Raw genomic sequence first — 12,389 nt, 5'->3', positions numbered from 1 at the left:
TGGCCGCATGACCGGCTTTTCGGAAGCAATGTGACATGGATCCGGTAGTTAAATGCCGCTTACAGGCCAATACGCTATTTACGCCAGTTGCAAAATATTCCGCTTGTGATTCTACTTTCTACTTAAGTGCGTCCTGTAAAATGATTCGTGAATATCCTTGATGCCGGATGATCCGGCGGAGATATCGAATGATCAATGCTGATATTGAAAGTTGGGCGCTGGCACGGGCCCATCATATTGTTCTCAACGAAGGCCTTAGTCTTGCAAAAGCGGCACAGGATCTGGATCGCAAACGATCCCGCTCGCTGGTCTACGAGCTGAAGAAGGTCATCACCGCCGCTATCGTCGAGGCGCATGCGGCGTCCTTCGAAGCCGACGGCGGGCAGCGGTAGAAGACGGACCGCCCGGAGGCTCAGTCGGCTGCAAGGCCTGCATGGCACTCACCCACTGGTAATTCCCTCGCGTTTCCGCCATATACAGCGGAAAGACGGACGGAATGATATTATGAGCGCAACGGTCGAATTCGCGAGGATGAACGGGCTTGGCAACAAGATCCTGGTCGTCGACATGCGCGGACGGCCTGATAAAGTGACGCCCTCGGCGGCGGTCGCGCTCAATGCCGATCCTGAGACCGAGTTCGACCAGATCATGGCGATCCATGATCCGAAGGCCGACGGCACAGATGCCTTCATCGATATCCTGAACTCCGATGGCTCGAAGGCGCAGGCCTGCGGTAACGGCACCCGCTGCGTCGTGCAGGCGCTTGCCGCAGAGACCGGTCGGAAGGCCTTCACCTTCCAGACGGTCGCCGGGATCCTCAATGCCGTCGAGCACGAGGACGGGACGATCTCCGTCGATATGGGAAAGCCGGTTTTCGATTGGGACAGGATCCCGCTGGCGGAAGAATTTCACGACACCAGCCTTATCGAGCTGCAGATCGGCCCGATCGACAATCCGGTGCTGCATTCGCCTTCCGCCATGTCGATGGGAAATCCGCATGCGATCTTCTGGGTGGATAAGGACGTAATGTCCTATGATCTCGCCCGCTTCGGGCCGCTGCTCGAAAATCATCCTATGTTTCCCGAGCGCGCCAATATCACCCTGGCGCAGGTGACGTCGCCGACATCCGTGACGACACGGACTTGGGAGCGCGGCGCGGGATTGACGCTCGCCTGCGGCTCGGCCGCCTGTTCCGCTGCTGTCAGCGCCGCACGTACCGGCCGTACCGGCCGCAAGGTGACGATCAATGTGGCGAGCGCCAAGCCGCCAGCCGTGCTTTCGATCGAATGGCGCGAGCGCGACGATCACGTCATCATGACCGGTCCGGCCGAATGGGAATGGTCGGGCCGACTCGATCCGTCGACAGGTCTCTGGTCGCGCGATGGTACCCAAGAGGCGGGGGCGCAGTGAGCGGCGTCGAGGTCATTACCTTCGGCTGCCGCCTCAACACATATGAATCCGAAGTGATGAAGGCGCAGGCCGAGAAGGCCGGGCTCAACAACGCCATCCTGGTCAATACTTGCGCCGTCACCGGCGAAGCCGTGCGTCAGGCCCGCCAGGCGATCCGCCGGGCGCGGCGCGACAATCCACATGCCCGCATCATCGTCACCGGCTGCGCCGCGCAGACGGAAAAACAGACCTTCGCCGAGATGGCGGAGGTCGATGCGGTGCTCGGCAACGAGGAGAAGCTTTCGAGCGCCTCCTATCGCAGCCTGCCGGATTTCGGTGTTTCGGCCGAGGAGAAGCTCCGCGTCAACGATATCATGAGCGTCAAGGCGACGGCGCCGCAGATGCTCAGGCACATCGACGGTCATGTTCGTGCCTTCATCCAGGTCCAGAACGGCTGCGACCATCGCTGCACCTTCTGCATCATTCCCTATGGCCGCGGCAATTCCCGCTCGGTGCCGATGGGCGCCGTGGTTGACCAGGCCCGCAAGCTCGTCGACAGCGGGTATCGCGAGATCGTGCTGACCGGGGTCGACGCCACCAGCTATGGCGGCGATCTGCCGGGCGCGCCGACGCTCGGGCTTCTGGCAAAGACGCTTTTGAAACAGCTCCCGGAGATCCGCCGACTGAGGCTATCCTCGATCGACAGCATCGAGGCCGATGCCCATCTGATGGACCTGATCGCCGACGAGCCTCGCTTCATGCCGCATCTGCATCTGTCGCTGCAGCATGGCGACGACATGATCCTGAAGCGGATGAAGAGGCGGCATTCTCGCGCCGACGCGCTGCGTTTCATCGAGGATGCGCGCCGCCTTCGCCCGGAGATAAGCTTCGGCGCCGATATGATCGCAGGTTTCCCAACGGAAACGGAAGAGATGTTCGGCAATGCGGTGCGGCTCGCTGAAGAAGCTGATATCGCGCACCTGCATGTTTTCCCCTACAGCCCGCGTCCCGGCACGCCGGCCGCCCGCATGCCGCAGCTCGACCGGTCGCTGGTCAAGGACCGCGCCGCACGGCTGCGCGCCACGGGACATAGGCTGCATCAATCCCACCTCGATGGCATGGTAGGAACCCGGCAGTGGCTGCTTGTCGAAAACAACGGCCTTGCGCATACGGAAAACTTCACGCTGGTCACAGCCGCCGGCCTTCGTCCCGGCGAACTTGTGCCGGTCACGATCACCGGCCACAATGGCAAGCATCTCGACATGCAATTGACGGCCGCAGCGGCCTGACTTTCACGGAATCCCCATGGCGCTCAGTTTCATTAAAAAGGTCTTCACCTTCGGCAAGCCGGCTGAAGAACCCGTGCCTGAGGCTGTGGAAAGGGAGCTCGAGCAGCGTTCGCGCGACGAAGACCTGCCGATCGCGGATGATCCTGTTCTTCCCGAGGAGATGGATACCGCCGGCGGACCGGCTGCGGATGTCGTGCAGGATGCCGAGGAAGAGCGTGACGATGCCGAGCCAGCGATCCTGCCGGCTCCGGACCAGCTCAGAGATATGGGCGTCGTGCCGCTGTCGCTGCTGGAAGCCGAGGCGGAAGCGGAGGTGAGTGCCGAGAGTGCTGCGGAAGCACCCCCCTCTGTCCCTTCGGGACATGTCCGCTACAAGGGGGGAGATCATTTGGAGTCTGATGCGCCGGCTTCGATCGAAGGGACCGAAGAAGTCGCAGAAGCGCCTGTAGAGGAAATTCTACCTGAGATCGATGAGGTGCTGGACGCCTCTGTTCAGCCGATCTCCCCCCCTGTGGGGGAGATGCCCGGCAGGGCAGAGGGGGGTAGCCCCACGGCGGAATCGGCGACCAGCACTCCCATCCTTCCCAAAGGCTTCGCTACCGGCCCGAAGGTCGCCGAACCCGAACCCGTTGCCCCGCAACCCAGACTCAGCTGGTTCCAGCGCCTGCGCAACGGGCTTGCGCGTACGTCCTCGCAGCTCACCGGCCAGATCACCGCGCTCTTCACCAAGCGCAAGCTCGACGACGAGACCCTGCAGGATCTCGAAGACCTGTTGATCCAGGCCGATCTCGGCGTCGAGACGGCGCTGCGCGTCACCGATACGCTCGCTTCCGAGCGCTACGGCAAAGATGTGACCGGCGAGGATGTCAGCCGGATCATGGCGTCGGAAATCGCCAAGGTTCTGAAGCCGGTCGCCAAGCCTCTACAGCTCGATCTTTCGCACAAGCCGCATGTTATCCTCGTCGTCGGCGTCAACGGCACCGGCAAGACGACGACGATCGGCAAGCTCGCGGCGAAGCTTTCAGGCGCCGGGCTGAAAGTGATGCTGGCCGCCGGCGATACGTTCCGTGCGGCGGCGATCGAGCAGCTGAAGATCTGGGCAGAGCGGACCAATTCCGAATTCATCGGCACAAAGCTCGGCGCGGATGCCGCCGGCCTTGCCTATGACGCTTTCGAACAGGCGAAGGCCCGGAAATGCGACGTGCTGATCGTCGATACCGCCGGCCGCCTGCAGAACAAGGCCGAGCTGATGGCCGAACTTGAGAAGATCGTGCGTGTGCTCGGCAAGCTTGATCCCGACGCGCCGCACACCGTGCTGCAGACGCTCGATGCCACGACGGGGCAGAATGCGCTGAGCCAGGTCGAGATCTTCCGCAATGTCGCCGGCGTCAACGGGTTGATCATGACTAAGCTCGACGGCACAGCGCGCGGCGGCATTCTCGTCGCGATCTCCGCCAAGCACAAGTTGCCGGTCTATTTCATCGGCGTCGGCGAAGGCGTGGAAGATCTGGAGCCGTTCGAGGCCGAGGATTTTGCCCATGCCATTGCCGGACTTCCCCAATGATGCCACAGATATGCCGCCGAAAACCTGCAAGGGACGGTCGGGACACAGGTTTTCAGGAATAGCAGGTTCGAAGAACGCATGACCACCGAAAGCGATATTACGCCTAGCTCGGCCGACCGCCATCATCCGATGCTGAAACTGGCGCTGGAACTCGGGCCGCTGTTGATCTTCTTCTTTGCCAATCTGCGGGCCGAGTGGCTTGCTGTACAGTTTCCGGCTCTTGCGGGATTGGGCGGACCGCTCTTCATCGCCACAGCGCTTTTCATGTTGGCGACGATTGTTTCCCTGGTCGTCTCGAAAGTCGTCCTCGGCCACCTACCGATCATGCCTTTTGTCTCCGGTCTGGTGGTGTTGAGCTTCGGGGCGCTGGCAATTTATCTGCAGAACGAGACCTTCATCAAGATGAAGCCGACTATCATCAACGGGCTCTTTGGTGTCGCGTTGCTCGGCGGGCTTGTTTTCGGAAAGTCGTTGCTTGGCTATGTATTCAATACCGCCTTCGAGCTTAACGCCGAAGGCTGGCGTAAGCTCACCATCCGTTGGGGGATCTTCTTTCTATTCTGTGCGATTCTGAACGAGGTCGTCTGGCGCGGCTTCAACTGGTACTACCAGCCTGACATGAAGGCGGCAGACAATGCCTGGGTAGTCTTCAAGGTCTGGGGCAACCTCCCGATTACCCTGATTTTCACCATGTCGCAGATGCCGCTCATTCTGAAGCATAGCCTCAATCCCGAAAAGGACGGTGAAAATTGAGCGCTGCAGACGCCGAATATCGGGTCAGGCACCAGACCTTCTGGTTCGTCGCCTGCCTTGCGGTTCTGGTCGCCCAGATTATCGCCGAGCATCTGATGGGGCGCGTGCCGATCTGTGCCTGCGGCTATGTCAAGCTGTGGGAGGGAGGTGTCAATACCAGCGGCAATTCGCAGCATCTGTCGGACTGGTACACGCCGTCGCACATCATCCATGGCTTCCTGTTCTACGGCCTGAGCTATCTGCTGTTGCGCCATAAGCCGCTGATGGCGCGCCTGCTCCTGGCGCTCGTCATCGAGTCGGGCTGGGAACTTCTGGAAAATTCGCCTCTCATCATCGATCGCTACCGTACGGCGACGATCGCGCTGGATTATTACGGCGACAGCATCCTGAATTCGGCAATGGACACCGTCTTCATGTGCCTCGGCTTCTTCTTCGCCTGGCGCGCGCCGGTGGCGCTGACGGTGGCGATCGCCATCTTCTTCGAGATTTTCACGGGCTATATGATCCGCGACAACCTGACACTCAATGTGCTGATGCTGATCTGGCCGGTCGAGGCGATCAAGGTCTGGCAGGGCGGAATTTAGGGTCAGAAAAGTCCCCTCCCCAACCCTCCCCAGAAGAGGGAGGGACTAGTCTAATCTGGGGCACCGCCTCGCTCCTCCAAGAACGTCTCTATATCGTATATTCCGGTTCAGATAAGGTCTGGTCCATCGTGATGCCCGGCAGATTGAAATGGCACTTGCCGACCTGTCTCGCCGGAACGCCGGCCACGGATGTGTAGGCTGCCACGGCATTTACGACAACGCTTCCTGCGCCAACCTTGGCGCCGACGCCGATTTCGATGTTGCCGAGGATCTTGGCGCCTGCTCCGATCAGCGCGCCACGCCGCACCTTGGGGTGTCGGTCGCCGGTCTCCTTGCCCGTTCCTCCCAATGTGACGTTCTGGAGGATCGATACGTCGTCTTCAACGATGGCTGTCTCGCCGATGACCAAGCCGCTCCCGTGATCGAGCATGATGCTCCTGCCCATCTTGGCGGCGGGATGAATGTCGACGCCAAAGACTTCAGAAATGCGGCTCTGGATGTGGCGCGCAAGATGCAGGCGGTCATGATGCCAGAGCCAATGGGCGACGCGTTGTCCCTGCAATGCGACAAAGCCTTTGAAATATAGAAATGGCGTCAGGATTTCCGTATTCGACGGATCGCGCTCCTTGATCGCCGTCAGGTCCGCAGCCGCATCCGCAATGATAGTGCGATTGGCGATGAAGGCCTGCGCGATTACCGCCAGCAGTTCGTCCTGGTCGAGATCATGGTTGGCCAGTTTGATCGCGACCCGCTGGGCGAGCGCCTGGGCGAAGCTCGCATGATAGAGCACTGCCGAATTCATGGCGCGCGTGAGTGCGGGGTCCTTGGCCGAAGCATTGACGGCCTCCGCGCAAAGGGCCTGCCAGATCGCGGCAACCTGAGGCGAAGCCGCTGGCTCTGTCGACAGATTGCTCAAGCTGACCAGTGGAGCCGCCATGCTACCTTCCTCTTGCAGCCGATGCCATGGACCCGGCAGAGAGACGTTAAGCCAATCCTCGCTGGAATTGATGGTTCAAGAATTCCGCAGATCGTTGCAGTTGTTCTAAATTTCTCTCTTTTTTCGGCGTTGCTGGGAATTAATTTCCAACCGTCGCCTCTCCCGAATCTTCATTGCTTCAGAAGGCGCAAAGTAGCCAGTCGGCAAGGGAACAGCGGTCCTGCCGCACGCCGACGCCACGTTGTCAACCGAGCGCGTCGAATAGTGCTTGCGTTCGGAACAGTATTTTCTATTATTTTAGTGGAGAATTACGCGGCGCTCGTTCCGGGCGCTCACACGCAGAAGGAGCCGATGAATGACTCTTCTCTCGTCACGTTCTTCGAGGCCGGATGGCCAGAAAGCCGACCATCTCGCACGGATTGCGATCGTCGGCCGGGGCTTTACCGGAATCATGACCGCAATCGCTCTTTTCAAGAGAGTCGATCACCCTTTCCATCTGGTGATGTTCGACCCGCGCGCAAAGATCGATATCAGCGAAGGCATCAGCCAGCCTGCATCGACGGTGCTGACCAGCCGGGTTCGCGACCTTTCCGTCGATCCCGCGCTGCCCGACGATTTCCGTCGCTGGCTGGAAAGAGATGACACATGGCGCGATCGCCTCACCTCGGACCCTGCCGGTCTCGAGCACGCCTTCGTTTCCGGAGATATCTTCAGCAGCTATGTCTATAAACGCTTCTCCGAGGCCCTGACAGATCGGCCCGATGTCGTCGTGCAGTTTGGTTCGGATGCGATCACGGCGATCGGCAGGCATCCGGCCGGAGGATATTCGGTCTTCGCAGGTGCCGAGCAGCCGACCCGCTTCGATGCCGTTTTTCTCGCCACCGGTAACGGCCTGCGTGAAACTTCGGATGCGGCGCTTGCCGATGCTGCGCAAAGCGCTATCGTGATCGGCAGTGGCATTCACGCGGTCGACAGGGCGCTCCGGCTGCTGACTGATTCCAGAATTTCCCGTGTCACGTTGATCTCGGAATCGGGTTTCCTGCCTCAGTCGCATGCTCCCGCTGCGGTTGGATCCGTCGTCACGGACCAGCCCGTGCCGAAGACGCTGCGCGGTGCGTTTCGCTTCTTGCGCGAGGCCGCACGCAGAGCCGACCTGGAAGGTTCGGGATGGCAGGGCGTCATGAACGGTTTTCGTTCCCGCGCGCGAGACATCTGGACTGGCCTGACGCCGGAAGAACGGGCACGGTTCAAACGTCACGTGAAGGCCGTCTACGACAGTCATCGCAACCGCTTGCCGCCGGAGCACTATCAGCGCCTGCATCACGCAATCGCAAGCGGCGCGATTGCCGTGAGGAAGGGAAAGGTAAATTGCATAGCCACCAACGGCGTGCTGTTTTCGGCACTGACCGGGCCGGAGGTCCTTCCCGCGGATCTGACCATCGACTGCCGCTTGCGGCCATCCGGGACCGATAGCCCACCCGTTCGTTCGCTTATTGTTGCGGGTCTGGCAACGAGGGACGAACTCGATATCGGCATCGTCGTGGACGACTGCGGGCGGACCCGGGCGAACCCTTCGCATGGGGTGTTTGCGATGGGGCCACTGGGGCTGGGCAGCCTTCCCGATATCGATCTGGTGCCCCAGATCGTTCAGCAAAGCCATGCCGCTGCGTCGGTGGCCAACAACTTGATCGGTGAAGCGGCGCGGGCAGTTTCAGTCCGGAGTGATTTCCCAGCACGCCATGCTGGGCGAACCGGCGATGACTGCACAATTTAAGCCAACGGTCTCCGGCAATCCGCGCGGTTCAGTTCGTTCTCAAAAACCGCCGCCATTGTCTCATCAAGGCCAATCTTTTGTAGCCGAACGCACATCTCCGGGCCGCGGGGTAGTAATCGCCCGCCCTTCAGGGTTGTCGTCCGCCACCGCAAGCGTTCGCATTGAATCGATGACTTTGGGTTGCGAAAATATTCTCGAAGCGAAAGCCATCTCGCAAAATCATCTTTGTCTATCAATTTCACAGACAATAGGTTGGTCCCTCCAAAACAAGAGGTCAACCAATGAAACTTACGCTTAGAACATTGCTTGTGGCTGTGGCCGCGCTGTCCTTCTCATTGCCTGCAACGGCGGCCACGTTGAAGGTCGGCGTTGTTCCTGGCGTATACGCGGACTCGATTGAAGCCTTGATCCCGGAGGCGAAGGCCAAAGGGCTCGATCTCGAAGTGGTCGAGTTCAGCGACTGGACGACTCCGAATATCGCGCTTCAATCCGGCGACATCGACGTCAACTACTTTCAACACCAGCCGTTCCTCGACAATGCTACCAAGGAACGTGGCTATGATTTCAAGAGCGCAGGCATCGGCGTGCTTGCTAACATCGGGCTGTACTCGCTCAAGTACAAGAAGTTCGAAGATATCCCCGAAAACGGCAAGGTCGCCATAGCGAACGACCCGGTTAACCAGGGCCGCGGACTCCTACTCCTCCAGCGCGCCGGCCTGCTCAAGCTCAAGGACGGCGTTGGGTTCAAGGGATCGCTTGACGACATCACGGAGAATCCAAAGAACCTGAGTTTCACCGAAGTCGAGGGTCCCCAGCTTGCGCGCGTCACTGGCGATGTTGATCTGGCTCAGGGGTACCCTCACTTTATCGTCGCCTCCAAGGCGTTCGATCCGAGTTCGGGCCTCCTCTACTCCGGTGTCGACGACAAGCAGTTCGCCATCATTTTTGCCGTAAAGTCCGACCGCGTGGAAGATCCGGCCGTCAAGGAGCTGGTCACTCTTTACCAGAATTCGCAGGCCGTGAAGGATGCGATCAACAAGGCGTTCGCATCCGACACGAAGCTCTACACGCTGCCTTGGGTGGCAACGAATTGACCGCCTTATCCGTAAGCCGGGTCGAGCCAATCGAGGCACCTTCGCCGGAAAACGGGAAAGGCTTATCGGCCAATCCCGCGCGGGCAATCGCCGTTTCGTTCGACGGCGTGGGAAAGACCTATGACACACACAAGGGCTCCGTCCACGCTCTCAAAGGCATTACGATAGACGTCGCACGAGGCTCGATCTTCGGCATCATAGGGCGCAGCGGAGCAGGGAAATCGAGCCTGCTCCGCACTGTGAATCGGCTGGAGACCGCGACCGAGGGCAGCGTCGTCGTAGACGGGGTTGACGTCCGGTCGCTAAGTGACGGCGAACTCGTGACATTCCGACGCAAGGTCGGAATGATCTTTCAACACTTCAATTTGCTGTCGGCTAAAACCGTCTGGGGTAACGTCGCGCTCCCTCTGATAGTGGCGGGTGTGCCCAAGCTCGAAATTGACGAGCGCGTTGCTGATGTTTTGCGGCTTGTCGGCCTCGAAGGGAAGCAGGACGCCTACCCCTCGCGTTTGTCAGGTGGGCAGAAACAGAGGGTAGGGATCGCGAGGGCGCTGGTGAACCGACCTGAAATTCTCCTTTGCGACGAGGCGACCTCCGCGCTTGATCCGGAGACCACGCTCTCTATTCTCCAATTGCTCAAAGACATCAATCGCTCGCTCGGCATCACAATCCTGCTGATCACGCACGAGATGAGCGTCGTGCGTGAGATCTGTGATGATGTCGTTGTGCTCGAAGGCGGCCAGGTTGCCGAGGCTGGCAAGACCTGGGAGATTTTCAGCAAGCCCGGCCATGCAGCCACAAAGGCACTGCTCAAGCCGCTGGAGCCTGGTATTCCGCGCGATATCGCGGACCGGCTGACATCTGCGCGCGAGCATTTTTACCAGCGGGCGCTCATTGAACTCACCTACGGGGGCAATGGGCGTGAGGGTATCAAGCTTCAGGAGTTGGCGAGGGTCGTCGGCTCATCGGTGCAGATCGTTCAGAGCATAGTGGACCGGATCCAAGGCCACGCGTACGGCCGGATACTTTTGACAACTGACGCAGACGATCAAGTCGGTCTCTCCAGATTCGAGGGACTTGCAGATAACGTAAGGATACTCGGCTATGTCCGCGATGATGTATGAGCGCCTCTGGCAGGCGCTGCTGGACACCGTTCTCATGGTGGGCACATCGGCTCTGATCGCACTGGCCGCCGGTATCCCGCTTGCAGTCTTCCTCGTTCTAGCTGCCCCAGGCGGGCTCATAAAGGCTCCTTATGCCCAACGCTCTTTGGCGGCAGTCATCAACGGTTTTAGAGCAACGCCATTCATCGTGTTGCTCGTCGCGCTGTTACCCCTCACTCGGTTGATCACAGGAACCACAATCGGGGTGTGGGCCGCGGTCGTGCCGCTTTCAATAAGTGCGACGCCGTTCTTCGCTAGAATTGCGGAAGTCAGCCTGCGCGAGGTCGATGGCGGGCTGATTGAGGCAGCCCAGGCCATCGGCTGCAGGAGATGGCATATCGTCAGGCACGTCCTGCTTCCGGAGGCGCTTCCCGGAATCGTCGGCGGCTTCACGATCACCGTCGTCAGCATGATCGGCGCCTCAGCGATGGCAGGTGCTGTGGGTGCAGGAGGCCTCGGTGATATGGCAATCCGGTACGGGTATCAGCGTTTTGACACGACCGTTATGGTGGCGGTGATCGTCGTGCTCATTGCCCTGGTATGTGTCGTACAGCTTGGCGGCGACGCTGTAGTTCGCCGCCTCAAGGCACGATGAGGTCAATGATGGCTGACAATGTGTCTCATCGGCCGGTTGAAAATCGACTACCGCGTCCACCCGCAAAGCCGCATTTGATCACAAGCGACCGCGATGCCCTGGCGATAGCGGAAAAATTGGCCGCGCGTTTCAAAATCGAGGCGTCGTCACGAGACCGCGAACGACGACTGCCTTGGGATGAAATAGAGGAATACACTGCGAGCGGTCTTGGCGGTATCACGGTTCCGCGCGAGTTTGGCGGTGCGGACGTCTCGTTGGTAACTCTCGCCAAGGTGTTCGAAATCCTGTGCGAGGCCGATCCATCGCTCGGCCAACTCCCCCAAAACCAGTTTGGCGTGCTCGCTTTGCTCCGTGATATCGGGAGCGAGAGCCAAAAGACCCGCATTTTCGGTGACGTGCTCAACGGTCATCGGATTGGAAACGCGGGACCTGAAAAAGGCAGCCGGGTGGTTACGGCGAGCACAACTCGACTATCGATGGTCAACGGAGAGCCGAGGCTCACGGGGAGGCGTTTCTATTCGACCAGTGCAATATTCGCCCATTGGATTCCAACCCGTGCGGTTGATGACGACGATAACCCAGTCCAGGTCTGGCTTCGTCGAGACCAGCCCGGTGTGAAGGTTGTCGACGACTGGTCTTCCTTCGGGCAACGGACAACGGCAAGCGGATCGGTCATCTTCGACGACGCAGCGGCCGATCCCGATCTTATTTTCCTGATGGCCGAGTTCAAGGACAGGCCGGGGCTCGCCGGTCCCACTTCGCAATTGATACAGGCCGCGATCGATTGCGGCATTGCTGGCGCGGCAATATCCGATGCGGTGTCCTTCGTTCGAGACCGGGTACGCCCTTGGGTCGATTTCGGCGGCGAGCGCGCCGCGGACGACCCGACTATCATCCACGAAATAGGAAACCTTTACACGAGCTACCATGCGGCCCAGGAGGTACTCTATGAGGCCGCTGCCGCGCTAGATGAGATCGCGAGGCGGCCTGTGACCGAACGTTCCACCGCAGAGGCCTCTGTAGCGGTGGCGAACGCAAAGATACTCACGACCGAAGTCGCGCTGGAGGCAAGCGAGATGCTTTTCGATCTAGCGGGTTCCTCGGCCACGCGCGCCTCCCACAATCTTGACCGCCATTGGAGGAATGCAAGAACGCACACTCTGCACGATCCGGTTCGTTGGAAGTATCACCTTGTGGGCAATTTCGAACTGAACGACATTTTTCCCAAGCGGCATCAATGGAACTAG

Annotated in this window: 12 protein-coding genes; 11 read left to right on the top strand and 1 reads right to left on the bottom strand. The window is 59.7% G+C overall.

The window, feature by feature from the left end:
• Positions 1 to 167 precede the first annotated feature (167 nt).
• From NXC14_RS20940 to NXC14_RS20915, 6 genes are all read left to right on the top strand, one after another.
• Positions 168 to 392: a hypothetical protein gene (locus tag NXC14_RS20940; protein ID WP_085779766.1), complete on the top strand. Its 225-nt coding sequence runs from the start codon at positions 168 to 170 to the stop codon at positions 390 to 392.
• A 112-nt stretch (positions 393 to 504) separates the two neighbouring features.
• A complete protein-coding gene (gene dapF / locus NXC14_RS20935; RefSeq protein WP_085779765.1) occupies positions 505 to 1,410 on the top strand; it encodes a diaminopimelate epimerase in 906 nt (301 codons plus the stop codon).
• A complete protein-coding gene (gene mtaB / locus NXC14_RS20930) occupies positions 1,407 to 2,678 on the top strand; it encodes a tRNA (N(6)-L-threonylcarbamoyladenosine(37)-C(2))-methylthiotransferase MtaB (protein ID WP_085779764.1) in 1,272 nt (423 codons plus the stop codon). The genes dapF and mtaB overlap by 4 nt, the downstream gene beginning before the upstream one ends.
• 16 nt (positions 2,679 to 2,694) lie before the next feature.
• Positions 2,695 to 4,242 (top strand): signal recognition particle-docking protein FtsY, encoded by a 1,548-nt coding sequence (gene ftsY, locus NXC14_RS20925; RefSeq protein WP_085779763.1) that lies wholly within the window; start codon positions 2,695 to 2,697, stop codon positions 4,240 to 4,242.
• Between the two features lie 78 nt (positions 4,243 to 4,320).
• Positions 4,321 to 4,995, top strand: coding sequence for a septation protein A (locus NXC14_RS20920; RefSeq protein WP_085779762.1), 675 nt, complete (start codon positions 4,321 to 4,323; stop codon positions 4,993 to 4,995).
• Positions 4,992 to 5,579 (top strand): DUF2585 domain-containing protein, encoded by a 588-nt coding sequence (locus NXC14_RS20915; RefSeq protein ID WP_085779761.1) that lies wholly within the window; start codon positions 4,992 to 4,994, stop codon positions 5,577 to 5,579. The genes NXC14_RS20920 and NXC14_RS20915 overlap by 4 nt, the downstream gene beginning before the upstream one ends.
• 88 nt (positions 5,580 to 5,667) lie before the next feature.
• Here NXC14_RS20915 and cysE read toward each other — a convergent pair whose 3' ends face one another.
• Positions 5,668 to 6,516, bottom strand: coding sequence for a serine O-acetyltransferase (gene cysE, locus NXC14_RS20910; RefSeq protein ID WP_085779760.1), 849 nt, complete (start codon positions 6,514 to 6,516; stop codon positions 5,668 to 5,670).
• 355 nt (positions 6,517 to 6,871) lie between these two features.
• Here cysE and NXC14_RS20905 point away from each other — a divergent pair, with 355 nt between their 5' ends.
• The 5 genes from NXC14_RS20905 (at position 6,872) to NXC14_RS20885 (ending at position 12,389) form a co-directional block, all read left to right on the top strand.
• Positions 6,872 to 8,290, top strand: coding sequence for an FAD/NAD(P)-binding protein (locus NXC14_RS20905; RefSeq protein ID WP_085779759.1), 1,419 nt, complete (start codon positions 6,872 to 6,874; stop codon positions 8,288 to 8,290).
• A gap of 281 nt (positions 8,291 to 8,571) precedes the next feature.
• Positions 8,572 to 9,384, top strand: coding sequence for a MetQ/NlpA family ABC transporter substrate-binding protein (locus NXC14_RS20900; RefSeq protein ID WP_085779758.1), 813 nt, complete (start codon positions 8,572 to 8,574; stop codon positions 9,382 to 9,384).
• Positions 9,381 to 10,508 carry an ATP-binding cassette domain-containing protein gene (locus NXC14_RS20895; RefSeq protein WP_281064502.1) on the top strand — a complete coding sequence of 376 codons (1,128 nt, stop codon included), beginning with the start codon at positions 9,381 to 9,383 and terminating at the stop codon, positions 10,506 to 10,508. Before NXC14_RS20900 ends, NXC14_RS20895 begins: the two co-directional genes overlap by 4 nt.
• Entirely contained in the window at positions 10,489 to 11,142 is a 654-nt protein-coding gene (locus tag NXC14_RS20890) for a methionine ABC transporter permease (protein ID WP_085779756.1), read from the top strand. Before NXC14_RS20895 ends, NXC14_RS20890 begins: the two co-directional genes overlap by 20 nt.
• An 8-nt stretch (positions 11,143 to 11,150) precedes the next feature.
• Positions 11,151 to 12,389 carry an SfnB family sulfur acquisition oxidoreductase gene (locus NXC14_RS20885; protein WP_245362113.1) on the top strand — a complete coding sequence of 413 codons (1,239 nt, stop codon included), beginning with the start codon at positions 11,151 to 11,153 and terminating at the stop codon, positions 12,387 to 12,389.

This window comes from Rhizobium sp. NXC14, assembly GCF_002117485.1.
In the GTDB taxonomy this organism is placed as follows: domain Bacteria; phylum Pseudomonadota; class Alphaproteobacteria; order Rhizobiales; family Rhizobiaceae; genus Rhizobium.
The sequence above is the reverse complement of the archived record's forward strand: the minus strand, read 5'-3'. Positions and strand labels throughout refer to the sequence as shown.

What these genes read in the sequence shown, in the direction of transcription:
- NXC14_RS20940 (WP_085779766.1), top strand. Translation starts at nt 168, where the DNA reads ATGATCCGGCGGAGATATCGAATGATCAATGCTGATATTGAAAGTTGG.
- dapF (WP_085779765.1), top strand. Translation starts at nt 505, where the DNA reads ATGAGCGCAACGGTCGAATTCGCGAGGATGAACGGGCTTGGCAACAAG.
- ftsY (WP_085779763.1), top strand. Translation starts at nt 2,695, where the DNA reads ATGGCGCTCAGTTTCATTAAAAAGGTCTTCACCTTCGGCAAGCCGGCT.
- NXC14_RS20920 (WP_085779762.1), top strand. Translation starts at nt 4,321, where the DNA reads ATGACCACCGAAAGCGATATTACGCCTAGCTCGGCCGACCGCCATCAT.
- cysE (WP_085779760.1), bottom strand. Translation starts at nt 6,516, where the DNA reads ATGGCGGCTCCACTGGTCAGCTTGAGCAATCTGTCGACAGAGCCAGCG.
- NXC14_RS20905 (WP_085779759.1), top strand. Translation starts at nt 6,872, where the DNA reads ATGACTCTTCTCTCGTCACGTTCTTCGAGGCCGGATGGCCAGAAAGCC.
- NXC14_RS20900 (WP_085779758.1), top strand. Translation starts at nt 8,572, where the DNA reads ATGAAACTTACGCTTAGAACATTGCTTGTGGCTGTGGCCGCGCTGTCC.
- NXC14_RS20890 (WP_085779756.1), top strand. Translation starts at nt 10,489, where the DNA reads ATGTCCGCGATGATGTATGAGCGCCTCTGGCAGGCGCTGCTGGACACC.
- NXC14_RS20885 (WP_245362113.1), top strand. Translation starts at nt 11,151, where the DNA reads ATGGCTGACAATGTGTCTCATCGGCCGGTTGAAAATCGACTACCGCGT.